Consider the following 23,336-nt stretch of genomic DNA (forward strand, 5'->3'; position numbering starts at 1 on the left):
AAGGGCTAATTGCAAAAAACTTTCCGAGTGGCGTTTTTTTACCCTAAAGCCCCCTAAAGCGCGAGTTTTTCGAGCTTAGCAAAGCCATACCGTTGTAAAACGGGCATTAATTGTACTGCCTGTGCGGTAATCTCCATACATAAAGCCATGTTCTCGTCTTGAGAAAATGCTTCAGGGGATTCATTTTCCAGCAACCACACCGTACGACGGGCAATGGCGGCACCAGAATCGATTAAACGCGTCCCTTCTGGCAATACCTGCTGTAACTCTTCACTTATAAGAGGGAAGTGAGTACAGCCCAGCACCACGGTATCCGGTGGCTCCTGCATACGTAGCCAGGGCTGCAGGATACGTTTTACTTCTTCTATAGGGACAGGCTGACCATGCAGTTTGGCTTCAGCCAGCTCCACCAGCTCCGCAGAACCCAGCATCTCGGTTTTACACTCGCCACCAAAACGCGCCACCAGCTCTTTAGTATAAGGACGCTTTACCGTACCACGCGTTGCCAGCAGGCCAACAACACCATTGCGAGTCAGACGTGCGGCAGGTTTAATCGCGGGCACAACACCCACTACTGGGAATTCAAAACGTTCACGCAGAGCAGGGAGCGTCACGGTACTCGCCGAGTTACAGGCGATAACCACCAGCGCAAGAGGATAGAGGCGAGTGACCGCTTCCACGATGGCCACCACACGCTCAACGATGAACTCTTCCGACTTTTCGCCATAGGGGAAAGCAACGTTGTCGAAAGCATAGAGATAATGGAGATCCGGCAATAATTTGCGGATCTCATCATAGACAGAAAGCCCACCGACGCCGGAGTCAAAGACCAGCACGGTGGGGCGCGGTTTAGAAGGTGTAGCTGCCGCTGAGGTAGTATTCCCGTCCAGGGGTTTCATAGCCATACGCTGTCTCGTAATCTTTATCGAACAGGTTGGCAATTCTACCACGAACAGTGAGATGGGATGTGACTGGATACGAAACCGCGAGATCCCACAAGCTTACGCCACCCATTTTCACTCTTGGGCTTGGAGAAACACTGTAGTCGGTATCATAGCGCTCACCGAGGTACTGATAGTTCAGCGACCAGTCAAATGATGCCACTGTCCAGTCCAGCTGATACTTCACCTGCTGTTTTGCACGACGCGCCAGCACTTCATTGGTTACTGAATTACGCGGATCGAGATAGTCGTAAGAGAGCGTATGTGCCAGCGGGCCCGTTTCAAATGAGGCTGTCGCTTCAACACCCTTAATACGGGCTTTATTGATATTGCTGTAATGCGACGTGGAATCGAAGTTAATGAGATTATCGATGTCGTTACGATAGCCGGACAGGCGCCAGTTAACCGGCCCCGTTAAGCCTTCGAAACCGCCTTCCCACTGCTTGCTTTCCTCTGGTTTCAGATCACGATTACCATAACTTTCGCTATAAACCTGATTGAGGTTTGGCGCTTTAAACGCAGTACCATAGGAAGCAAACACGCTGTAACCATCAACAAACTCCCAGGCTGCACTGCTCTGCCAGGTGTTATGCCAGCCAAACGCATTGTTGTCGTCGCCACGTACTGCCCCTTCCAGCGTCACGCTACCCAGCTTCTGCTGAGTCGTCGCGTAAATACCGGTATTGCGTTGCTCCTGTCCCGCCGTCACATAGTTAGTGCCGGGTTGGGAAGTTTGTTTCTGCCAGTCAACGCCACCGCTAACCGTGCCATAACCAACGGCCAGGGTGTTACCCCACTGCACATTATACTGTTGCACATCATCCAGCGAAGAAGCCGGGCCATAGCGCCCTTTTGTAGGGTCAAAGTTGAGGTCTTTAGTATGGCTATAGCTGCCAATCAGTTGCGAAGAATAGATGCCGCGGTTAAAACGCAGGCCCGTATCCCAGCTCTGGCTATAGAGCTGACGGGTATCAGGCATCCCCAATAACGCGAATGTTGAATTGTCGTACGTTAGCGAACCGTCATAGTCAGTACGATTATCAAAACCGTAACCACGGAAGAAGCCGCTGAATTCATCGTTGAACTGATGTTCAACTGCGCCATAGAGCGATTTACTCATGTAGCCATCGCGGTCAGGCTGCGCCGGGTCACCAAAAGCATCCGGGTATCCTGCTACCACATCATACCCTTTGGTATAGGTGTAGCTGCCTGCCAGCGTCAGCAACGTATCTTCGCCTAATTGCTGCTGCGTGGAACCATCATAAGACTGATAGCCTTTCGAACCGACACCGGCAGTTAATGTTGTGCCTGGCTTGTCACGCCCGGTAATAATGTTAACCACGCCACCAATGGCATCAGAACCATAAACCGCTGAACGCGCACCACGGACATATTCAATACGCTGAACCAGTGAGATAGGGATCTGGCTGAGATCGGAGGCACCACTGATTCCCGCCTGATTAAGGCGAACGCCATCAATCAAGACCAGAACATGGTTGGAGTTAGTACCGCGAATAAACAGTGAGCTTTGCTGACCCATTCCACCATTTTGGGCAATATCGACACCCGGAAGGCGACGCATCACATCCGTCAGCGTTTTTGACTGCCAGCGGTCGATCTGCTCTTTGGTGACCACGGTGGTAGGGGCTAATACTGAAGATACTGGCTGTTCAAAACGATTCGCAGTCACAACCTGCGTTTCTTCATTGCTGTCCTGTGCGAAGCCGTTTTGCGCCCAGAGTGAAATTGCCGTAGCGCTAAACGCCAACAGCGTATTTTTTGTTGTAATCATGACCAAGCATCCAAAAAATGTGCAGGATGCCGCAGGCATACGATCGATAGCACGCGATGACCGTAAAAAATGCGACGTTAATCCGGCAGGTCTTCGGGCTCAGAATCGTTGGGTGGCAATGACTTCCCATCAAAAGACAGTGTCTGCGTTACGCTATTGTCACGACATTCTATACCGCTGCGCGTCAGCTCCAGATTTACACTGGATTCCCTTTTAACTCGTGGGAGGCCGGGGAACGCATTTTATGAACAAATGTGTTAGAAGTCCAGGCATCTAGACATCCATAATAGGTGGATCGTGGACAATACTGGACATGAGGTAAAGAATCCCTACAATCGCCCGGCTATCACTGCCACATACTCAGGAACGCCCATGACACCCGAACAACTGCCTGTTGAACACTATGATGACCAACTCACAGAGAAAGTGACACGACTGACATCCATGATGTCGGCGTATAATGCTCCCGACGTCGAGGTCTTTCGTTCACCGGTCAGCCATTACCGGATGCGTGCAGAGTTCCGTATCTGGCATGACGGTGATGACCTGTACCATATTATCTTCGATCAAAAGACACATGACCGCATCCGGGTAGACAGTTTCCCGGCCGCCAGTGAGCTGATTAACCGCCTGATGCCCCGGCTGATCGATGCCGTGCGCGACCAGCGCGCTCTGCGTTTTAAACTTTTCCAGATCGACTACCTGTCGACGGTCAGCGGCCAGATCGTCGTCTCTATGCTCTATCACCGTAAGCTGGACGATGAATGGCAGCAGGCTGCCACGCTATTGCGCGATGCGCTGCGCGCTGAAGGTTTCGATCTGCATCTGATTGGCCGCGCCACTAAAACCAAAATCTGTCTGGATCAGGATTTTGTTGATGAACGTCTGATGGTGGATGGCCGTGAGATGATCTATCGCCAGGTGGAAAACAGCTTTACGCAGCCAAACGCGGTAATGAATGTGAAGATGCTGGAATGGGCGCTGGATGCCACGCGCGATTCTCGGGGCGACCTGCTGGAGCTTTACTGCGGCAATGGCAATTTCTCGCTGGCGCTGGCACGTAACTTCCGCCGCGTACTGGCAACGGAAATCGCCAAACCCTCGGTCGCCTCCGCTCAGTACAATATCGCGGTAAACCAGATTGATAACGTACAGATTATCCGTATGGCGGCAGAAGAGTTTACTCAGGCAATGAACGGGGAGAGAAGTTTCAGACGTCTGGAAGGCATCGATCTGACCAGCTATGAGTGCGAAACCATTTTCGTCGATCCTCCGCGCAGCGGCCTGGATGACGAAACGGTGAAGATGGTACAGACGTATCCGCGTATCCTTTATATCTCCTGCAACCCGACAACGCTTTGCGAGAACCTCGCCACCTTGTCGACCACTCATGAGATTACGCGTCTGGCATTGTTCGACCAGTTCCCCTACACGCACCATATGGAGTGCGGTGTGTTGCTGACCCAACGCGTTTAAATCATGATGCCTCTGCCTGCCAGGGGCTGTGAGAAGAAGAGTCATGACGCATCCAATCCACAGCGGAGTGATAACTTACCTTATTGAAAAAGAAGAATATCGCCGGGCTGGCAATCCAGCTCCTGGCAAATCTTATCCAGTGTTTCCAGACGGATGCCTTTCACTTTTCCCGTTTTTAATAAGGACAAGTTTTGTTCGGTAATCCCAATCAATCCGGCAAGTTCTTTTGAGCGCATTTTACGCTTCGCCAGCATCACATCGAGATTAATAATAATCGCCAAGAGAACCTCATACAATTAGTTGAATTTCATCATCTATTTTCTTTGCTTTATCGATCACCACACCAAATACATACACTGAAAATCCAACGATAACGGAGCGTATCGGCCCGGCGCTGAATCCCAGAGATATCTGGAAAATATGTTCTCCATCCAGTGTAAACAACAGTACTTGCAGGAAATCTTTGATTACCGGAAAAATCGCATCAAAGATAATCAACGCACTGATAGCCTTGAGTAGGTTAATGTTCTTTTTCGTCCAGACAAAGCCGCAGAAGAAAGAATAAAACAGAAATGCCGCCGAAAAAAGTGCCGCGTAGTAAGGAATAAAACTAAGAAAATCAAGAATAAGAGTGCCAATATAAACCAGGGGCGTCAGTGGAATAACATATTCCCGTAAACATGGCATAGCTTCCTGATAACCCGCCACAATAGATCGGAAGGCAACGCCCTGAAACCATGGGGAAATCATCATCCACAGTTCAAACAGCGCACTCAGTGCCAGCAAAAGTAGTGTAATAACACAGAGCGCGCGCACGTAAAGCGGCAGAACCGTTGGCTTTCCATCCTTCGCATTGTACTGCATAGTCACTTCCCTGATTATATTGCGATAAAAAATTATCGTATTACATTAATTTTTTACTGTCAATAACATGAAAACACGGTTTTTCAACGGGAAGTTGGCAGCACCAAGCCCCCCTGATGAAGGGAACAGGCGCAGAAAAAGGGGCATAGGGCACAAGAGGGAAAAAAACCGACGCAGGCTTTATCGCTGCACCGGGGAATTTAGTTACTCGCCGGAGGATGAACCTCGTCTGATTCGCAGACCAAGCCAGAATACCATCACAACCATCAGGATTGCCGGCACAAAGTTTGATCCAATCTCCGGGTATTCAGCACGCACCAGCGCGCTGTAGACCAGGATGCCCAGCAGGAAGAATCCCGCAGCCAGCGAGGGCATACCGTCTGGCATGGCACGGTTAAGATAGCGTTGATGCAGGCACCAGGCCGACAGACCCAGAGCAATCAGGGGAAAAATAGAAAAGGGCACTACCGCGCTGAACAGCACCGAAAATGAGCCATTAATCGACAATCCGGTGAGAAACGTTAACAGCAGAGTGCCTTTATCGCGGCCAGTCGCTAAATTCATGCCATCCCCTTGAATTTGTTACGGTCGGCTAAGTTAGTTGCCATTTTGGCCCAGGGCCAGACCGCTTAGTCTTTGGATTCCAGCGTCACCGCCAGCTTCTCCTGCTCACGACGATACCAGTAATATGCCCCTTTGGAGATCATCCGCAGTTGCAGCACCAGCCGTTCTTCCAGTTGACGCCGTTGATCGGCATCAATATCCAGCGCTTCAGCGCCAGCGTTAAACACGATAATAACCATCGCTTCTGCCTGCGCTTCAGTGAAGCTGCGCGGCATACGGTTTTCAATTTCAAGATAATCGGCCAGTTCAGCAATAAAGTGCTGAATTTCACGGGCAACAGCGGCACGAAATGCGGATGACGTGCCGGAGCGTTCACGCAGCAGTAACCGAAAGGCATTTGGGTTGTTACCAATAAACTCCATAAAGGTAGAAACCGATGTACGGATAACACTGCCACCTTTGGCAATACGCTGACGCGCCTGACGCATCAACTGCCGCAGCATCAGACCACTTTCGTCTACCATGGTTAATCCCAATTCATCTACATCACGAAAGTGACGATAGAATGACGTTGGGGCAATCCCCGCCTCCCTGGCAACTTCCCGCAAACTGAGGCTGGCAAAACTACGTTCGGCACTGAGTTGACTAAATGCCGCTTCGATAAGTGAACGTCGTGTACGTTCTTTTTGCTGCGCTCTAACGCCCATTTTTGTGCCTGTTTAGCCTGCAAGTGGGCACTATAGCAAAAATTTCAGCGTACAGTGGGGCAAACTTTGTGAGCGGCTGTTAACTCCGCAATTTGGCATTTAATGGCGAAAAGCACGGTTAGAATTGGGAACTGAGGCGCGAGATGTTAGAATCTCGTTGTAAAATTGTATAAGAAAATAGGACGTATTGGTATGCAACAGTCTTATGATTACGACGCCATTGTAATTGGTTCCGGTCCTGGCGGTGAAGGCGCCGCAATGGGACTGGTGAAGCAAGGGGCACGCATTGCCGTCATCGAGCGCTACCACAATATTGGTGGCGGATGTACACACTGGGGAACCATCCCATCGAAAGCGTTGCGTCACGCCGTTAGCCGCATTATCGAGTTCAACCAGAACCCACTGTATAGCGACCACACACGTCTTCTGCGTTCTTCTTTTGCCGATATTCTGAATCACACAGAAAACGTTATCAGCCAGCAAACCCATATGCGCCAGGGCTTCTATGAGCGCAACCACTGTGAACTGTTCCAGGGGGATGCACGCTTTGTCGATGCCAACACCATTGAAATCGAGAGCCACGATGGCAGCATTGAGCGCCTGACCGCAGGAAAATTTGTCATCGCCTGCGGATCACGCCCTTACCATCCGCCGGATGTCGATTTTACCCACCCACGCATTTATGACAGCGACTCCATCCTGAATCTGCACCATGAACCTGGCCATGTGATTATCTATGGCGCAGGGGTGATTGGTTGTGAATATGCGTCGATTTTCCGTGGTCTGTCCGTCAAAGTTGACCTGATCAATACCCGTGACCGGTTGCTGGCCTTCCTCGATCAGGAAATGTCAGACTCGCTTTCCTATCATTTCTGGAATAACGGTGTGGTTATTCGCCACAACGAAGAGTTTGAGAAAATTGAAGGTGTGGCAGATGGCGTGATCATGCATCTGAAATCCGGTAAAAAACTGAAAGCCGACTGTCTGCTGTACGCTAACGGCCGCACAGGTAACACTGATGCATTGGGGCTGGAAAGCGTCGGGCTGGAAGCCGATGGACGTGGTCTGCTGAAGGTCAACAGCATGTATCAGACGGCGCAGCCGCATATCTATGCGGTGGGCGATGTCATCGGGTATCCAAGCCTGGCATCAGCTGCCTACGATCAAGGCCGTATTGCTGCCCAGGCGATGATCAAGGGTGAGGCTACCGGGCATCTGATCGAAGATATTCCTACGGGTATCTATACCATTCCGGAAATCAGCTCCGTCGGCAAAACCGAGCAGCAGCTGACGGCGATGAAAGTGCCGTATGAGGTGGGCCGTGCACAGTTTAAACACCTGGCACGTGCGCAGATTGTTGGCATGCACGTCGGTAGCCTGAAAATTCTGTTCCACCGCGAAACCAAAGAAATCCTCGGTATTCACTGCTTCGGTGAACGTGCTGCGGAGATTATCCATATCGGTCAGGCGATTATGGAACAGAAGAACGGTGGTAACACGATTGAGTACTTCGTGAATACCACCTTTAACTACCCAACCATGGCGGAAGCCTACCGGGTAGCGGCGCTGAACGGCCTAAACCGATTGTTCTAAACGCGCCATCACATCCCGCATATGCTCACGGATCGCCTCTGCCAGCTGTTCATAACGGCCACGCAGAGGTGAACCCGGGCGATACACCAGAACGATAGTGCGCTGTGGCACTGGCTTGTAGCAGGACAGATAACACACGCCATCGCGCACCCTTTCTTTCGGTACGGCCAGTGAAGGTAACAGTGTGATACCGCTGCCCGCCGCCACCATATTACGCAGTGTTTCCAGACTGGTCGCACGGAAATGCGTATCTTCATCCGCTCCCGCCTGGAAGCAGAAACCCATCGCCTGATCGCGCAGACAGTGACCATCTTCCAGCATCAGCAGTTTCTCCCCGGCCAGATCCGACATCGGTACCAGATCGCGGTCATGCCACGGGTGATCCGCATAGATTGCCAGCTTCATCGGCTCATCAAACAGCGGGACTTCAATAAACGCTTCTGACTCTTTCACCAGCGCGAGGATCGCACAGTCCAGCTTGCCGCTGTCGAGTTGCGCCAGCAGTTGCTGTGTTTGCGCTTCGTGCAGATACATCTCCAGCTTAGGGAAAGTCTGATGGAGCGTAGGGATAATCTGCGGTAGCAGATACGGGCCAACGGTCGGGATCAGACCAATGTGCAACGGGCCGGACATCGCCTCACCCTGCTGGCTGGCCATCTCTTTGAGCACTTTGACTTCACGCAGCACGGTACGAGCCTGATCCACCAGCAACAGACCTGCCTGAGTGAATAGCACCTTACGACTGGTACGTTCCAGCAGCATCACTCCCAGCTCATCTTCCAGCTTACGAATCTGCCCACTTAACGTTGGCTGACTCACATGGCAGGCATCGGCTGCGCGACGAAAATGGCGGTGTTCAGCTAGCGAAACCAGATACTCCAGATCACGAATATTCATCTTATCCTCTTTTTCACGATAGACCGTGACGATAGATAGCATAGCAACCAACGATTATCCCTATCAAGCCTGAATGATAATAATGTGCCGGTGCCAAAAAAGGACACACCACATTCCACAATCTTGAGGTCGTTTATGTTTGCAAGTCAGGAAGGTAAATCCATCCCGCAGGTCACTTTTCACACACGTCAGGGCGACAGTTGGGTCGATGTCACCACTGATGAGCTGTTTAAAGACAAAACCGTGGTTGTTTTCTCACTGCCGGGCGCGTTTACTCCCACCTGCTCATCCAGCCATCTGCCGCGCTACAACGAACTCTCTGATGTGTTCAAAAAACACGGCGTGGACAACATCCTCTGCGTATCGGTTAACGACACGTTTGTGATGAATGCCTGGAAAGCCGATCAGCACGCCGAGCACATCACGTTTATCCCTGATGGTAACGGTGAGTTCACTCGCGGCATGGAGATGCTGGTTGAGAAAGCCGATCTCGGATTCGGTCCGCGTTCATGGCGCTACTCGATGCTGGTGCGTAACGGCGTGGTCGAAAAGATGTTTGTAGAACCCAACAAGCCAGGCGACCCGTTTGAAGTGTCTGATGCCGATACTATGCTGCGCTACGTCGCACCAGAATTTAAGGTACAGGAATCGGTCTCCCTGTTTACCAAGCCAGGTTGCTCGTTCTGCGCCAAAGCCAAACAGATGCTGTTAGATCGTGGGATTCAGTTTGAAGAGATCGTGCTGGGTCAGGATGCCACCACTGTCAGCCTGCGCGCCGTTACCGGCCGTGCCACCGTACCTCAGGTATTTATCGGTGGTCGCCATATTGGCGGTAGCGATGATTTAGAGAAGTTCTTTACGGCATAAACTGTAAAAGGGATGGGCGTACCCATCCCTTACGCCTCATTACGCCAGACGCTGTTTCGCTTCAGTAATCGCTTTGGATACCTGATGCGGGGAAACACCGCCTTTCGCGTTGCGTTTATCCAGGCAGGATTGCAGCGACAGGAACGGGTATACATCCTCCCCGATCACACTGCTGAACTTCTGCAAGTCAGCCAGCGTCAGCGCTTCCAGCGCCACACCCTGTTTAATCGCTTCGACCACCGTTTCACCCACAATGTGGTGAGCTTCACGGAATGGCACGCCTTTCGCGACCAGATAGTCCGCCAGCTCCGTCGAATTCGCATAACCCTGCTCAGCCGCTTCCTGGCAACGTGGGCGTTTCACCTGAATGCCATCCAGCACCAGTGCCGCCATGTGCAGGCAATCAGACCAGGTATCGAGCGCGTCAAACAGCCCTTCTTTGTCTTCCTGCATATCTTTGTTATACGCCAGCGGCAGACCTTTCAGGGTCATGCTCATCGCGGTCAACGCGCCCTGTACGCGGCCGACTTTGCCACGGATCAGTTCCAGCGCATCCGGGTTTTTCTTCTGCGGCATCAGGGATGAACCTGAAGTGACTTTATCTGACAGCTCAACAAAACCGGATTCGCCGGTGTTGAAGAAGATCAGATCTTCGGCAAAGCGCGACAGATGAATCATGCCGATGGAGGCATCGGACAGCAGTTCCAGCACGTGGTCACGGTCAGAGACAGTGTCCAGACTGTTACGGGTCGCCGAGGCGAAACCTAACCAGCCAGCCAGCTGCTCGCGGTCGATTTCATAGGCTGTTCCTGCCAGCGCACCGCAGCCCAGCGGGCTAACGTCAAGGCGTTTCAGGGTATCCTGCAGACGGCTTTCATCGCGCGCCAGCATCTCAACGTAGGCCAGGCACCAATGTGCAAACGTCACCGGCTGGGCGCGTTGCAGGTGGGTATAGCCCGGCATAACGGCGTCCTGATTGGCTTCCGCCGTCGCCACCAGCGCCTGCTGGAACTGGCGTGTGGCGATCATCAGTTCGCTGACCTGCGCTTTACACCACAGTTTCAGGTCGGTTGCGACCTGGTCATTACGGCTACGGCCAGTGTGGAGTTTTTTACCCAGCGCACCGACCTTGTCGATCAGTTTGCCTTCCACCCAGCTGTGAATATCTTCGGCATCGCTTTCCAGAATTTGCTGTGGATTCGCGCGCACGTCTTCCAGCAGAACATTCAGCGCCACTTCCAGCTGCTGCTGTTCTTCTGCGGTTAATACATTGACCGTCACCAGCGCTTTGGACCAGGCAATGGAACCAGTGATGTCCTGCTCTGCCAGACGATAGTCGAAGCGCAGTGAGTCATTGAAAAGCTTGAAACGTTGATCTGCTGCCTGCGTAAACCGTCCACCCCAAAGTGCCATGCTCAGTACTCCATTCAGAAATGTTGAAAGGGCGAGGCACGCCTCGCCCAAAAAAGATTACTTCTTCTCGTTCAGCGCACGGATGCGTGAAGAGAGTGAGAACAGACGGATAAAGCCGCCAGCATGACGGTGATCGTACACTTCATCTTCACCGAAGGTCGCAAACTCTTCAGAGTACAGGCTGTTAGCGGATTTCTTCTGAATCGCTGTGACCTGGCCTTTGTACAGTTGCAGAACCACTTCACCGTTCACTTCTTCTGCCAGGGCAGCGGCGGACGCCTGAATGGATTTACGCAGCGGCGCGAACCAGCGGCCATCGTAAACCACATAGGACATTTCCAGGCCCAGCTGCTCACGCCATTTGAAGCTGTCACGGTCCAGAACCAGCTGCTCAACCGCACGCAGCGCATTCACCATAATGGTGCCGCCCGGGGTTTCGTAACAGCCACGGGACTTGATGCCCACCAGACGGTTTTCCACGATATCGATACGGCCAACACCGTGACGGGCACCGATAGCATTCAGTTTGTCCAGGCAGCCGAACGGGCTTAACGCTTCACCGTTTACGGCAACAACGCGGCCTTTCTCAACAGCAACAGTCACCTGCTCAGGCTGGTCCGGTGCTTCCAACGGGTCAACGGTCCACACCCAGCAATCTTTGTTCGGTGCATTCCACGGGCTTTCCAGCACGCCGCCTTCGGTGGAGATGTGCCATGCGTTTTCATCACGGCTGTAGATTTTTTCCAGCGACGCGGTGGTCGGGATATTACGTTCTTTCAGGTAGTCCAGCAGGGCTTCACGGGAACGCAGGTTCCACTCACGCCACGGCGCAACAACCTTCAGATGCGGTGCCAGTGCGGTGTAGGTGGTTTCGAAACGCACCTGGTCGTTACCTTTACCGGTCGCACCGTGGCACAGCGCATCTGCACCCACTTTCAATGCCAGTTCAACCTGAGCTTTAGCGATAATTGGGCGCGCCATTGACGTCCCCAGCAGGTAGGTGCCTTCGTACAGCGCACCCGTTTGCAGCACCGGATAAACGTACTCGCTGATGAACTCTTCGCGCAGGTCCACCACGTGACACTCTGAAGCACCGGATTGCAGCGCTTTCTGCTCCACGCCTTCCAGATCGCCACGTTCCTGGCCGATATCCGCCACGAATGCCACCACTTCACAGCCGCCGTAGTTCTCTTTCAGCCAGGGAATGATGGCCGAAGTATCCAGACCGCCGGAGTAAGCCAGTACGATTTTTTTGATGCTTTTATCTTGCATTGTCTCTTCCTTCAATTTCCCATCATCTTGCGGGAAAGGTTGATAATTAAGCGAGGATACGGGTGCCAATAGACACGCCGTTAAACAGGGCTGGCAGCTGTTCCGCATGGCGCCAGCTGGCAATATCCACCGGACGGCCCAGGGTACGGGCAGCGTCCAGTGCGGCATTCACCTTAACAATCATGCCGTCAGTGATCACGCCGTCAGCAATCAACTGTTCCGCTTTCTCTGCCGTCATCTCTTCGATGCGTTGTTTATTGGCGTCGAGAATACCGCTCACGTCAGAGAGCAGAATCAGGTCTGCGCCCAGGGTGGCGGCCAGCGCCGTCGCGGCCTGATCGGCGTTGACGTTCATCAGCAGGCCATCCTGGGTAATACCAATCGAACTCACCACCGGCAGATAACCGGCTTCCAGCAGGGTAGCGATCAGACGCGGCGAACCGGGTGTTGCCAGGCCCACGTGTCCGAGTTCATCATCAAACGGCGCAACATTGACGCTACCACCGTCACCGAGGCACAGGCCAACAGCCTCAATGCCATGTTTTTTCGACCAGGCCAGCAGGGTTTTGTTCGCCGTCCCGGCCAGCGCACCGGTAATAATGTCAATCTGATCGGCGGGTGTCACACGCAGGCCGTTTTTCTTCTTCACTGGCAGCGCAAGCTTAGTCATCAGCTCATCCACCAGGCAGCCACCACCGTGAACAATCAGCAGTGGGCGTTGGTGGGCAGCACGGTAAGTCACCAGGGCGTCAAACAGCCGCTCCAGCGCTTCTTCGCTGTCCAGCAACACACCACCCAACTTGATAATTAACGGATTTGTCATGAAAGTCACTCGCTCACTGTGAGTCATTGCGCTTCAGGGCTGCCAAAACGCCTGTTGAACTGCTACCGTGGAAGACAAATTTATCGGTTTCCATCCGGTCGTCATTAATGTATTTTTATTCACTATTAATGCATGAATATTGATACTATCCTAACTCAAGGACTGTCAACAGTGAAGACAAAATTACCCCCTTTTATCGAGATTTACCGCCAGTTGATTGCTACGCCATCAATCAGTGCAACCGACAGTGCGCTCGATCAGAGTAATCAGACTTTAATCAATTTGCTGGCCGGCTGGTTCCGCGATATTGGCTTCAGCGTGGAAGTCCAACCCGTCCCCGGTACGCGCAACAAATTCAATATGCTGGCGAAGAGCGGCAACGGCGCCGGAGGCCTGCTGCTGGCGGGTCATACCGATACCGTTCCCTTCGACGATGGCCGCTGGACGCGCGATCCCTTTACCCTGACCGAGCACGACAACAAACTGTACGGTCTGGGCACAGCGGATATGAAAGGCTTCTTCGCCTTCATTTTAGATACTCTGCGTGATATTGACGTGTCAGCGCTGAAAAAACCGCTGTATATCCTTGCTACCGCCGACGAAGAAACCACGATGGCGGGCGCGAAGTTTTTCTCTGAAACCACCAGCCTGCGGCCGGACTGCGCGATTATCGGTGAACCCACCTCACTGAAACCCGTTCGCGCCCACAAAGGCCATATCTCCAATGTGATCCGCATTCAGGGTCAGTCCGGCCACTCAAGCGATCCGGGGCGCGGCGTCAACGCCATTGAGCTGATGCACGAGTCGATTACCCATCTGATGGAACTGCGTAATACGCTGAAAACGCGCTACCACCATGATGGCTTCGCGATCCCCTACCCGACCATGAATTTTGGTCATATCAACGGTGGCGACGCTGCCAACCGTATCTGCGCCTGTTGTGAACTGCATATGGATATTCGTCCGCTGCCGGGCCTGACGTTAAGCGATCTTGATGGGCTGCTGAATGAATCGCTGGCGCCCGTCAGTGCACGCTGGCCAGGCCGCCTGACCGTGGGCGAACTGCATCCACCGATCCCGGGTTATGAATGCCCGCGCGAGCATCAGCTGGTGCAGGTCGTGGAGAAATTGCTGGGAACAGAAACGGAAGTGGTGAACTACTGTACCGAGGCGCCATTCATCCAGGAAATCTGCCCGACACTGGTTTTAGGCCCGGGATCGATCGATCAGGCGCACCAGCCGGATGAATTTATCGACACGGCATTTATCAAACCTACCCGCGAGTTGATAGCCCAGGTGGTGCATCATTTTTGCCACCATTAAGTGAAAAAGAATGCAAACGGCTGTGAAAACAGCTTGTTGCCCGCAATTTCAATTATTCTGGATGATAAGAATAACTTATCTCACTCCGCTGTAATTAAATTTCATAAATTCCCGCTATTTAGCGTCACGATGCGGCAAATTTAAGTCAATTGACGAATGGTTGCTAACGTGGCTAGATAAAAGGCTAAGTTATGCCCACAAGGGTGAAATAAAGCTACAAATACAAGAAGGGTGTCAGGGGTCATATGAACGAACAATATTCCGCAATGCGAAGTAATGTCAGTATGCTCGGCAAACTGCTCGGGGATACGATTAAGGATGCACTGGGAGAGAACATCCTGGACCAGGTAGAAACCATCCGTAAGCTCTCGAAGTCATCACGTGCGGGAAATGATGCCCACCGTCAGGAACTGCTGTCCACGCTGCAAAATCTGTCCAATGACGAACTGTTGCCGGTTGCCCGTGCTTTCAGCCAGTTCCTTAACCTGACCAACGTGGCCGAGCAGTACCACACCATTTCGCCAAAAGGCGAAGGCGCGAATCACCCGGAGCTGCTGGCGAAAACCTTTGAACGCCTGAAACAGCAGCCGGATCTGACAGAAGCCGCCGTACGTGAAGCCATTGAATCCCTGTCGCTTGAACTTGTTCTGACCGCGCACCCGACTGAAATCACCCGCCGTACCCTGATCCATAAGCTGGTAGAAGTGAATACCTGCCTGCAACAGCTGGATCACAACGATCTGTCCGACTATGACCAGGGCAAGATTATGCGCCGCCTGCGTCAGCTGGTGGCACAGGCCTGGCATACCGATGAAATTCGCAAATACCGCCCGACACCGGTCGATGAAGCCAAATGGGGCTTTGCGGTCGTAGAAAACAGCCTGTGGGAAGGTGTTCCTCAGTTCCTGCGCGAGCTAAACGAACAGGTTGAAGCCGCTTTTGGCTACACCCTGCCGGTTGATTTTGTACCGGTGAAATTTACCTCCTGGATGGGCGGTGACCGCGACGGCAACCCGAACGTCACGGCCGACATCACCCGCCATGTTTTACAGCTGAGCCGCTGGAAAGCGACCGACCTGTTCCTGCGTGATATCGCCGTGCTGGTTTCTGAGCTGTCGATGTCCGAATGCACGCCAGAAGTGCGTGAGCTGTGTGGTAACCCGGAAGCGCTGGAACCTTACCGCGAGATCATGAAAAACCTGCGTGGCCAGCTGATGAGCACCCAGGCTTATCTCGAACGCCGCCTGAAAGGTGAGCGCTTACCGCGCCCGGCCAATTTACTGATCTCCAACGATCAGCTGTGGGAACCGCTGTACACCTGCTACCAGTCACTGCAGGCTTGCGGGATGGGTATCATTGCGAACGGCCAGCTTCTCGATACGATGCGCCGCGTGAAGTGCTTCGGCGTACCGCTGGTGCGTATTGACCTGCGCCAGGAGAGCACCCGCCACACTGAAGCCATTGCAGAGATCACCCGTTACCTGGGTCTTGGCGATTATGAAAGCTGGTCAGAAGCTGACAAACAGGCCTTCCTGATCCGCGAACTGAATTCCAAGCGTCCGCTGATGCCACGTCAGTGGGAACCGAGTGCCGACACCAAAGAGGTGCTGGATACCTGCCGCGTCGCCGCAGAAGTGCCGCAGGGTTCAATTGCTGCCTATGTTATCTCGATGGCGAAAACGCCGTCAGACGTGCTGGCGGTTCACCTGCTGCTGAAAGAAGCAGGCATTACTTACGCCATGCCGGTTGCCCCCCTGTTTGAAACCCTCGATGACCTGAATAATGCCAATGATGTGATGAGCCAGTTGCTCAACATTGACTGGTATCGCGGCCTGATTCAGGGCAAACAGATGGTGATGATTGGCTATTCCGACTCCGCGAAAGATGCGGGCGTGATGGCGGCAAGCTGGGCACAGTACCAGGCCCAGGACGCGCTGATCAAAACCTGCGAGAAAGCCGGTATCACCCTGACGCTGTTCCACGGACGTGGCGGTTCAATCGGCCGTGGCGGTGCGCCAGCGCATGCTGCCTTGCTGTCTCAGCCTCCGGGCAGCCTGAAAGGTGGCCTGCGCGTCACCGAGCAGGGCGAGATGATCCGCTTCAAATACGGCCTGCCGGAAGTCACCATCAGCAGCCTGTCGCTGTATACCGGTGCGATCCTCGAAGCCAACCTGCTGCCACCACCGGAGCCGAAGGCAGAGTGGAACAGCATCATGGATCAGCTCTCTGATGTGTCCTGCAAAATGTACCGTGGCTATGTGCGTGAACACGCCGATTTCGTGCCGTACTTCCGCTCTGCCACACCGGAGCTGGAGCTGGCCAAATTGCCGCTGGGTTCACGTCCGGCAAAACGCCGTCCGACGGGTGGCGTTGAGTCACTGCGCGCCATTCCGTGGATCTTCGCCTGGACGCAAAACCGCCTGATGCTGCCAGCCTGGCTGGGTGCCGGTGCTGCATTGCAGAAAGCGATGGAAGATGGCCATCAGGAAACGCTGGAGACCATGTGTCGTGACTGGCCGTTCTTCTCTACGCGCCTGGGAATGCTGGAAATGGTGTTCTCGAAAGCCGACCTGTGGCTGGCGGAATACTACGATCAGCGTCTGGTCGATAAGTCGCTGTGGGCGTTGGGCAAACAGCTACGTGACCAGCTGGACTCGGATATTAAAGCGGTGCTGACCATCGCCAACGATTCCCATCTGATGGCCGACCAGCCATGGATTGCCGAATCGATTGCACTGCGTAACGTCTACACTGACCCGCTGAACGTCTTGCAGGCCGAGCTGTTACACCGTTCACGCCAGCAGGAAGCAGAAGGCGCAGAGCCGGATGCGCGTGTTGAGCAGGCGCTGATGGTGACGATTGCGGGTGTTGCGGCGGGGATGCGTAATACCGGTTAATCTACCCGTACGGGGTTTGTAGGGGCGGACCTTCTTTTTTGGTCCGCCCTTAAACAAGAAAGGACGCTGACGCGTCCTTTTTTATTTCTGCTGCCAGATCAGGCAATGATCTGCGCACCCGGGCGCACGCCCAGCGTATGGCAAATAGCGTAACTCATTTCGGCACGGTTCAGCGTGTAGAAGTGGAAATCTTTCACCCCTTCGCGGCTGAGGATCTTCACCATATCCATCGCGATGTTGGCACCGACCATTTTGCGGGTTTCCGGGTCGTTATCCAGCCCTTCAAACATGCTGGTCATCCAGCCCGGCACGCGCACGTTGGTCATAGTGGCAAAGCGCTGCAACTGCTTGAAGTTCGACACCGGCAGAATCCCCGGGACAATTTCAACATCAATACCGGTAGACACGCAGCGGTCACGGAAGCGCAGGTAGCTTTCCACATCAAAGAAGAACTGGGTGATCGCGCGGTTCGCTCCGGCATCAATTTTTCGTTTCAGGTTGATCAGGTCAGCCTGTGCGCTTTTCGCTTCCGGATGCACTTCCGGGTAGGCCGCAACCGAAATATCGAAGTCCCCCACTTCTTTCAGCAAGGCGACCAGATCGGCGCCGTACATTTCCGGCTTGCCACCGCCCGGCGGCAGGTCACCGCGCAGCGCCACGATATGGCGGATGCCATTGTCCCAGTAATCCTGGGCAATGGCGCGCAGCTCGTCGCGGGTAGCATCAACACAGGTCAGGTGCGGTGCCGCTTCCAGACCGGTACGATCTTTAATCCCCTTGATAATGCTATGGGTACGGTCACGTTCACCCGAGTTGGCACCGTAGGTAACCGAAACAAATTTTGGCTTCAGGCTGCTTAGGCGATCGATTGAGCTCCACAGAGTGTCTTCCATTTCACTGGTACGCGGCGGAAAGAACTCAAAGGAAACGTTAATTTGCCCGCTGATTTCGGCAAGACTTTGGTTCAATGCTTCGCGCTGATTTGCGTGGAAAAAACTCATACCCGTTACCTCATCGATCGCTGCTTAGGATGGCTCGCTGCCTTGTACGTCTATCCGTTTAGACGTCCAGACACTCAAAATGACGGAAATTGGTTATTCAGTCAACAGATAAATGATGGCCTGGCGTGACAAATCCTCAACGAAGATGAGGGAATTTCATGATGGGAAGATAAGCATACGAAAATGAGGGCGTAGGGGTCGATCATCTTTTCCGATCGACCCGTTTCGAAGGATGGGCCGCAACCGGCCCATCCTGGGTGATCAGAGCAGTTGTGCCAGGCGGTTGAGATCCGACTGAATGGCTCCGGCGGTAACATCACGCCCTGCGCCAGGCCCACGGATCACCAGTGGGTTATCGCGATACCAGCGGCTTTCGATAGCAAACACGTTATCGCACGGCAGCAGCGCCGCCAGCGGATGATCGTCACGCACCGCTTCCACACCCACACGCGCTTTACCGTTCGCATCGAAACGCGCGACGTAGCGTAGCACCAGCCCCAGTTCCTGAGCGGCTTCAAAGCGCTGAACCATCTGGTCATTCAACTCATCGGCATTCTCAAAGAAATCATCCACCGACCCCGACTGGTAGCTGGCGGGAACCAGCGACTCGACGCGTACCTGGTCAGGCTCAATATCGTAGCCCGCCTCACGCGCCAGAATCACCAGCTTGCGCATCACATCCTGACCGCAGAGATCGACACGCGGATCGGGTTCAGTCAGCCCCTGCTGCCACGCCTGATCCACCAGCTCGGTAAAGGGCACCGTGCCGTCAAATTGCAGGAACAGCCATGAGAGCGTGCCGGAGAAGATACCGCTGATCGACAAAATGCTGTCTCCGCTTTCACGCAGATCGCGCACCGTGTGGTTCACCGGCAATCCGGCACCCACCGTGGCGTTATACAACCAGTGACGTCCGGTTTTCGCGAAGGCATCGCGGATCTGGCGATAGCTATTGCTGCTGGCCGCGCCCGCCACTTTATTGGCACCAATCACGTGAAAACCGTAGCTGGCGAAATCCAGATACTGTGCGGCCAGCGTTTCACTGGCGGTCACATCCAGCACCACCAGATCGTCAAACGGGTGGGCACGCATCCACAGGAACAGCGACTCCTGATCCTGCTCTACGGCTTCCTCTTCGAAGAAGGCCAGCGCACGGCTGGCATCCAGACCGTCGTAACTCAACAGACTGCGACGGCTGTCCACCACGCCAGCGAGAATAAATTCAAACCCGGTGCGCGCAGAAATGGTTTCCTGCTCACGGGCAAACAGCTCCAGCCAGCGGGAACCGATATTGCCTTTGCCAAACAGCACCAGGCCCACCTGCTTCTCCGCACGGAACAGCGTCTGATGCAGACCCCGGATCAGATGTTCCGTCGGCCCAACGCGCAGCACCGCTACCAGGCTGATACCTTCCTGCGACTGGCAGATAAACTCCACCGGCTGATCTTTCATCTGCTGCCAGAAACGGTGGCTGTGCAGCGGGTTACGGCAAACACCTGCTCCCACCATCGCCACCATTGCCATCCCTTCACGCAGCTGCAAACGACCCGGTAATCCCGCATCTTCCAGCAGAGCCAGCGCGCTGTTCACCACTTCCGAGGTGTAGCACAACTGCAACAGATTACGGTCAGGATGAACACCGATTGCCAGCGGGCGTACCTGCGCACGCTTCAGTAGCTGGTCGATCTCTTTATGCCGCGTGGCAAAATCATGCTGTGCGGGCACATGGAATTCGATCAGACAAACATCATCATGGCTGGTGACGATACGTGCCCCGGTGCCGGAAGCCAGCACGCGTTCAATACGCGTTGATCCCTGTTCCGGCTGATAGCTGCAACGCAGCTGCAGATCGATGTCGCTGCCGGAAACCGGCTGAAGCGTACGCGTATGCAGCACGGGAGCCGCCAGACGTGCCAGCTCACTGGCCTCATCCAGACGCAGCAGCGGCAGCAGACAGGCATCTTTCACTTTACGCGGGTCAGCACTGTACACACCGGCCACATCACTCCAGATGGTCACGCGTGACACCCCGGCCAGCGCACCGATCTGCGTTGCCGAATAGTCACTGCCGTTACGCCCTAACAGCACCGTTTCACCCGCATCATTTGCACAGATAAACCCGGTAACCACCAGACGCTGTGCAGGACGCTGCGCCATCAACTGCTGTAACAGCGGCTGTGACTTCGCTTCATCCACCTGCGGCTGTGCTGCACGCTCGGCGCGTAAGAAGTCGCGGGCATCCAGCCAGTCAGCATGAATATCCCGCAGGTTCAGCACCGCAGACATCAGACGCGCCGACCAGATTTCACCGTGCCCGACGACCTGTGCATAAACCGCATCCGTGATTTTGCTATCCAGCAGGGCGGCCAGTTTTTCGAGATCATGAATAAATTCAGCAATCAGCGGGTCAGCGACATCCGGCGGTAACAGGCTGCTAATCAGCTCACTCTGGTAACGCCGTAATGCCTGCTGCACCTGGTGCGCAGACAACCGGTCACTCTGGCTCAACTTAAGCCAGCTAATCAGCTGGTTAGTGGTACTACCGGCCGCCGAGACCACCATCAGGTCACCCGGCTGGCTGTACTCTGCCATGATCCCGGCAACACGCAGATAGCATTTGGCATCGGCCAGACTACTGCCACCAAATTTATGTAACTGCCGTGAACTGTCTGCCACTGCCACTGCTGAATAACTCATGCTTACCTCTTGGCCGCGATCCGGAATGCATTATCCAGATCGGCGATTAAGTCTTCGTGATCTTCAATTCCCACCGAAATACGCAGCAGCGTCTCCGAAATCCCCGCTGCCGCACGCGCTTCAGCAGACATGCCCGCATGTGTCATGGTTGCAGTGTGAGAAATCAGGCTTTCAACGCCGCCCAGCGATTCCGCCAGAGTGAATAATTCCAGCGCTTTCAGGAAACGACGCAACGTCGCCTCATCACCGTTCAGCTCAAAACTTAACATGGCGCCAAAGCCTTTTTGCTGACGTACCGCAAACTGATGACCGGCATTTTCCGGCAGGGAAGGATGATACAGCTTTTTCACCAGCGGTTGTTGTTTCAGATAATCGACAATCGCCAGTGCATTACGCTGTGCCGCCGCCATACGCGGGGCCAGTGTACGCATGCCGCGCAGCAGCAAATAGCTGTCAAACGCGCCACCGGTCACACCAATATTGTTCGCCCACCAGGCCAGCTCGGTCACGTGCTGCGGGTCTTTGGCGACAACGGCACCGGCCACGACATCGGAGTGACCGTTAAGGTATTTGGTACAAGAGTGAATCACCAGGTCAGCGCCCAACGCCAGCGGGTTCTGTAAAGCCGGGCTGAGGAAAGTATTGTCCACCACGCTAATTGCCCCCACTTCTGCCGCGGCCTGGGTGATTGACGTAATATCCACCACGCGCAGCAGCGGGTTGCTTGGGCTTTCAATCAACACCAGCTTGGGTTTTTCAGCCAGTGCCGCCTTTAACGCGGCTTCGTCGCCCTGGTCGACAAATTTCACGCGATATGCGCCGCGTTTGCTCAGGCTGTCGAACAGACGGTAACTGCCACCGTAACAGTCATGCGGTGCCACCAGCAGGTCACCTGGCTTCAGGAAGACAGTACACACCAGATGGATGGCAGACATGCCCGTATTGGTCATCACTGCACCCGCGCCCCCCTCCAGCTCAGCCAGCGCACGCTGCACCACATCACGCGTCGGGTTGCCGCGACGTGAATAGTCATGAGCACGCGGCTCATTGAAGTCGGTAAAGTTATAGGTGCTGGAGAGATGAATCGGTGGGACGACGCAGCCATATTGCTCGTCATCATTCAAACCGCTACGTACTGCGATGGTTGCCTGTTTACGCGTCATGGTGCATAACTTCCTGCTGGTTAATCAGATAAGACTGATAGAGTAAACAGCAGGGAGATAGACGTCAATACATCTGGACATCTAAATGTCTTTGCGTATAGATTGAGCAATGCGTGAATAACCGTTAGAATTATGTCGATATACCCCAGAGAAAGTTGTGCCATCCCGGTGTGATGACCATCGACTTCGGGCATAATTAGCCAAATTTCGGCAATTCTACATTTAATATGATTAAGGTAACTCATGGCTGAATGGAACGGCGAATATATCAGCCCTTACGCTGAACACGGTAAAAAAAGCGAGCAGGTTAAAAAAATCACGGTATCCATTCCGTTGAAAGTATTAAAGATTTTGACCGATGAGCGCACTCGCCGCCAGGTTAATAACTTGCGTCATGCCACCAACAGCGAGCTGCTGTGCGAAGCATTTCTGCATGCATTTACCGGCCAGCCTCTGCCGGATGATGTTGACCTGCGTAAAGAGCGCAGTGACGAAATTCCCGAGGAAGCAAAAGCGATCATGCGCGCAATGGGTGTAGATCCTGAGACCTGGGAATATTAAACAGTTCGGTAATCCGGTCGGGCACCTGATATCACATCGGGGCCAGGCCGGATTACCCGATAGCCCCCCATGTCACACACCGCCGCTTCCCGAATAGCAGACATAAAAAAACCCAGCCAGAGGCTGGGTTTTTTTTACATCCGAAACGGTAACCGTTTCTTTCAGGGTGCTTATTTAGCGCCTGGGATGCTGAAACGCTTGTTGAAGCGATCCACACGGCCGCCGCTAGCAACATCACGCTGCTTACCGGTGTAGAACGGGTGGCAGTTGCCACACACGTCCAGGTTCAGGTCGTGACCCACGGTAGAGCGGGTTTTGATTTCATTACCGCAAGAACATTTAGCAGTAACTTCAGCGTAATTAGGGTGAATGCCTTTTTTCATGGGAAAACCTCAGTTAAGGCCGTGTCGCTCTCCCGCGCCAGGATTACTCCTGCACCGGCACCACACGAAGATTAAAAGTAATACTTCAGGATATTGGTACAA

General features: G+C 53.8%; 20 protein-coding genes and 1 riboswitch. Of the genes, 6 read left to right on the top strand and 14 right to left on the bottom strand.

Annotation, left to right across the window (positions count from 1 at the left end; translation table 11 throughout):
• Window positions 1-53: 53 nt before the first annotated feature.
• Together murI and btuB are read right to left on the bottom strand one after the other, a co-directional pair.
• Entirely contained in the window at window positions 54-905 is an 852-nt protein-coding gene (murI, locus tag ACFL9S_RS13225) for a glutamate racemase (protein WP_405262369.1), read from the bottom strand.
• Window positions 850-2,733 (bottom strand): TonB-dependent vitamin B12 receptor BtuB, encoded by a 1,884-nt coding sequence (gene btuB / locus ACFL9S_RS13230; protein ID WP_405262370.1) that lies wholly within the window; start codon window positions 2,731-2,733, stop codon window positions 850-852. Before btuB ends, murI begins: the two co-directional genes overlap by 56 nt.
• A gap of 66 nt (window positions 2,734-2,799) precedes the next feature.
• Window positions 2,800-2,981, bottom strand: a riboswitch (cobalamin riboswitch).
• Between the two features lie 124 nt (window positions 2,982-3,105).
• Between btuB and trmA the strand changes: the two genes are divergently transcribed.
• Window positions 3,106-4,209, top strand: coding sequence for a tRNA (uridine(54)-C5)-methyltransferase TrmA (trmA, locus tag ACFL9S_RS13235; protein WP_405262371.1), 1,104 nt, complete (start codon window positions 3,106-3,108; stop codon window positions 4,207-4,209).
• Window positions 4,210-4,289: 80 nt separating this feature from the next.
• On the opposite strand, the gene ACFL9S_RS13240 is transcribed toward trmA, so the two are convergent.
• From ACFL9S_RS13240 to fabR, 4 genes are all read right to left on the bottom strand, one after another.
• Window positions 4,290-4,490, bottom strand: a complete 201-nt coding sequence (locus ACFL9S_RS13240; protein ID WP_405262372.1) for a helix-turn-helix domain-containing protein — start codon at window positions 4,488-4,490, stop codon at window positions 4,290-4,292.
• A 7-nt stretch (window positions 4,491-4,497) separates the two neighbouring features.
• Window positions 4,498-5,073 carry a hypothetical protein gene (locus ACFL9S_RS13245; protein WP_405262373.1) on the bottom strand — a complete coding sequence of 192 codons (576 nt, stop codon included), beginning with the start codon at window positions 5,071-5,073 and terminating at the stop codon, window positions 4,498-4,500.
• A gap of 204 nt (window positions 5,074-5,277) precedes the next feature.
• Entirely contained in the window at window positions 5,278-5,637 is a 360-nt protein-coding gene (locus ACFL9S_RS13250) for a YijD family membrane protein (RefSeq protein ID WP_405262374.1), read from the bottom strand.
• 65 nt (window positions 5,638-5,702) lie between these two features.
• Entirely contained in the window at window positions 5,703-6,344 is a 642-nt protein-coding gene (fabR, locus tag ACFL9S_RS13255; RefSeq protein WP_405262375.1) for an HTH-type transcriptional repressor FabR, read from the bottom strand.
• 192 nt (window positions 6,345-6,536) lie between these two features.
• Here fabR and sthA point away from each other — a divergent pair, with 192 nt between their 5' ends.
• The gene (sthA, locus tag ACFL9S_RS13260; protein WP_405262376.1) at window positions 6,537-7,937 is read left to right on the top strand and encodes a Si-specific NAD(P)(+) transhydrogenase; all 1,401 of its coding nucleotides are present in this window, start codon (window positions 6,537-6,539) and stop codon (window positions 7,935-7,937) included.
• Here the strand turns inward: sthA and oxyR are convergent.
• Window positions 7,920-8,834, bottom strand: a complete 915-nt coding sequence (gene oxyR / locus ACFL9S_RS13265; RefSeq protein WP_405262377.1) for a DNA-binding transcriptional regulator OxyR — start codon at window positions 8,832-8,834, stop codon at window positions 7,920-7,922. The genes sthA and oxyR overlap by 18 nt on opposite strands.
• 135 nt (window positions 8,835-8,969) lie before the next feature.
• On the opposite strand from oxyR, the gene ACFL9S_RS13270 reads away from it, so the two are divergent.
• Window positions 8,970-9,701 (top strand): glutathione peroxidase, encoded by a 732-nt coding sequence (locus tag ACFL9S_RS13270; protein WP_405262378.1) that lies wholly within the window; start codon window positions 8,970-8,972, stop codon window positions 9,699-9,701.
• Window positions 9,702-9,740: 39 nt separating this feature from the next.
• Here the strand turns inward: ACFL9S_RS13270 and argH are convergent, their stop codons facing one another.
• The 3 genes from argH to argB are packed head-to-tail and all read right to left on the bottom strand — an operon-like array spanning window position 9,741 to window position 13,209.
• Complete coding sequence (gene argH / locus ACFL9S_RS13275; RefSeq protein WP_405262379.1) at window positions 9,741-11,114, bottom strand: argininosuccinate lyase; 1,374 nt, start codon at window positions 11,112-11,114, stop codon at window positions 9,741-9,743.
• A 57-nt stretch (window positions 11,115-11,171) separates the two neighbouring features.
• Window positions 11,172-12,386, bottom strand: a complete 1,215-nt coding sequence (locus ACFL9S_RS13280; protein ID WP_405262380.1) for an argininosuccinate synthase — start codon at window positions 12,384-12,386, stop codon at window positions 11,172-11,174.
• A gap of 46 nt (window positions 12,387-12,432) precedes the next feature.
• Complete coding sequence (gene argB, locus ACFL9S_RS13285; protein WP_405262381.1) at window positions 12,433-13,209, bottom strand: acetylglutamate kinase; 777 nt, start codon at window positions 13,207-13,209, stop codon at window positions 12,433-12,435.
• 171 nt (window positions 13,210-13,380) lie between these two features.
• Here argB and argE point away from each other — a divergent pair, with 171 nt between their 5' ends.
• Window positions 13,381-14,532 carry an acetylornithine deacetylase gene (gene argE, locus ACFL9S_RS13290; RefSeq protein WP_405262382.1) on the top strand — a complete coding sequence of 384 codons (1,152 nt, stop codon included), beginning with the start codon at window positions 13,381-13,383 and terminating at the stop codon, window positions 14,530-14,532.
• A gap of 245 nt (window positions 14,533-14,777) precedes the next feature.
• Complete coding sequence (gene ppc / locus ACFL9S_RS13295; protein WP_405262383.1) at window positions 14,778-17,429, top strand: phosphoenolpyruvate carboxylase; 2,652 nt, start codon at window positions 14,778-14,780, stop codon at window positions 17,427-17,429.
• A gap of 98 nt (window positions 17,430-17,527) precedes the next feature.
• On the opposite strand, the gene metF is transcribed toward ppc, so the two are convergent.
• From metF to metB, 3 genes are all read right to left on the bottom strand, one after another.
• Window positions 17,528-18,430 (bottom strand): methylenetetrahydrofolate reductase, encoded by a 903-nt coding sequence (metF, locus tag ACFL9S_RS13300; RefSeq protein WP_405262384.1) that lies wholly within the window; start codon window positions 18,428-18,430, stop codon window positions 17,528-17,530.
• A gap of 261 nt (window positions 18,431-18,691) precedes the next feature.
• Window positions 18,692-21,127, bottom strand: a complete 2,436-nt coding sequence (locus tag ACFL9S_RS13305) for a bifunctional aspartate kinase/homoserine dehydrogenase II (protein ID WP_405262385.1) — start codon at window positions 21,125-21,127, stop codon at window positions 18,692-18,694.
• Between the two features lie 2 nt (window positions 21,128-21,129).
• Entirely contained in the window at window positions 21,130-22,290 is a 1,161-nt protein-coding gene (metB, locus tag ACFL9S_RS13310; RefSeq protein ID WP_405262386.1) for a cystathionine gamma-synthase, read from the bottom strand.
• A 243-nt stretch (window positions 22,291-22,533) separates the two neighbouring features.
• Here metB and metJ point away from each other — a divergent pair, with 243 nt between their 5' ends.
• Entirely contained in the window at window positions 22,534-22,851 is a 318-nt protein-coding gene (metJ, locus tag ACFL9S_RS13315) for a met regulon transcriptional regulator MetJ (RefSeq protein WP_133846350.1), read from the top strand.
• A 170-nt stretch (window positions 22,852-23,021) separates the two neighbouring features.
• Here metJ and rpmE read toward each other — a convergent pair whose 3' ends face one another.
• Complete coding sequence (gene rpmE, locus ACFL9S_RS13320; RefSeq protein WP_133846351.1) at window positions 23,022-23,234, bottom strand: 50S ribosomal protein L31; 213 nt, start codon at window positions 23,232-23,234, stop codon at window positions 23,022-23,024.
• Between the last annotated feature and the right edge of the window lie 102 nt (window positions 23,235-23,336).

Source organism: Erwinia sp. AnSW2-5, assembly GCF_045107195.1.
In the GTDB taxonomy this organism is placed as follows: domain Bacteria; phylum Pseudomonadota; class Gammaproteobacteria; order Enterobacterales; family Enterobacteriaceae; genus Erwinia.

What these genes read in the sequence shown, in the direction of transcription:
- murI (WP_405262369.1), bottom strand. Translation starts at nt 905, where the DNA reads ATGGCTATGAAACCCCTGGACGGGAATACTACCTCAGCGGCAGCTACA.
- btuB (WP_405262370.1), bottom strand. Translation starts at nt 2,733, where the DNA reads ATGATTACAACAAAAAATACGCTGTTGGCGTTTAGCGCTACGGCAATT.
- trmA (WP_405262371.1), top strand. Translation starts at nt 3,106, where the DNA reads ATGACACCCGAACAACTGCCTGTTGAACACTATGATGACCAACTCACA.
- ACFL9S_RS13245 (WP_405262373.1), bottom strand. Translation starts at nt 5,073, where the DNA reads ATGCAGTACAATGCGAAGGATGGAAAGCCAACGGTTCTGCCGCTTTAC.
- ACFL9S_RS13250 (WP_405262374.1), bottom strand. Translation starts at nt 5,637, where the DNA reads ATGAATTTAGCGACTGGCCGCGATAAAGGCACTCTGCTGTTAACGTTT.
- fabR (WP_405262375.1), bottom strand. Translation starts at nt 6,344, where the DNA reads ATGGGCGTTAGAGCGCAGCAAAAAGAACGTACACGACGTTCACTTATC.
- sthA (WP_405262376.1), top strand. Translation starts at nt 6,537, where the DNA reads ATGCAACAGTCTTATGATTACGACGCCATTGTAATTGGTTCCGGTCCT.
- oxyR (WP_405262377.1), bottom strand. Translation starts at nt 8,834, where the DNA reads ATGAATATTCGTGATCTGGAGTATCTGGTTTCGCTAGCTGAACACCGC.
- ACFL9S_RS13270 (WP_405262378.1), top strand. Translation starts at nt 8,970, where the DNA reads ATGTTTGCAAGTCAGGAAGGTAAATCCATCCCGCAGGTCACTTTTCAC.
- argH (WP_405262379.1), bottom strand. Translation starts at nt 11,114, where the DNA reads ATGGCACTTTGGGGTGGACGGTTTACGCAGGCAGCAGATCAACGTTTC.
- ACFL9S_RS13280 (WP_405262380.1), bottom strand. Translation starts at nt 12,386, where the DNA reads ATGCAAGATAAAAGCATCAAAAAAATCGTACTGGCTTACTCCGGCGGT.
- argB (WP_405262381.1), bottom strand. Translation starts at nt 13,209, where the DNA reads ATGACAAATCCGTTAATTATCAAGTTGGGTGGTGTGTTGCTGGACAGC.
- ppc (WP_405262383.1), top strand. Translation starts at nt 14,778, where the DNA reads ATGAACGAACAATATTCCGCAATGCGAAGTAATGTCAGTATGCTCGGC.
- metF (WP_405262384.1), bottom strand. Translation starts at nt 18,430, where the DNA reads ATGAGTTTTTTCCACGCAAATCAGCGCGAAGCATTGAACCAAAGTCTT.
- ACFL9S_RS13305 (WP_405262385.1), bottom strand. Translation starts at nt 21,127, where the DNA reads ATGAGTTATTCAGCAGTGGCAGTGGCAGACAGTTCACGGCAGTTACAT.
- metB (WP_405262386.1), bottom strand. Translation starts at nt 22,290, where the DNA reads ATGACGCGTAAACAGGCAACCATCGCAGTACGTAGCGGTTTGAATGAT.
- metJ (WP_133846350.1), top strand. Translation starts at nt 22,534, where the DNA reads ATGGCTGAATGGAACGGCGAATATATCAGCCCTTACGCTGAACACGGT.
- rpmE (WP_133846351.1), bottom strand. Translation starts at nt 23,234, where the DNA reads ATGAAAAAAGGCATTCACCCTAATTACGCTGAAGTTACTGCTAAATGT.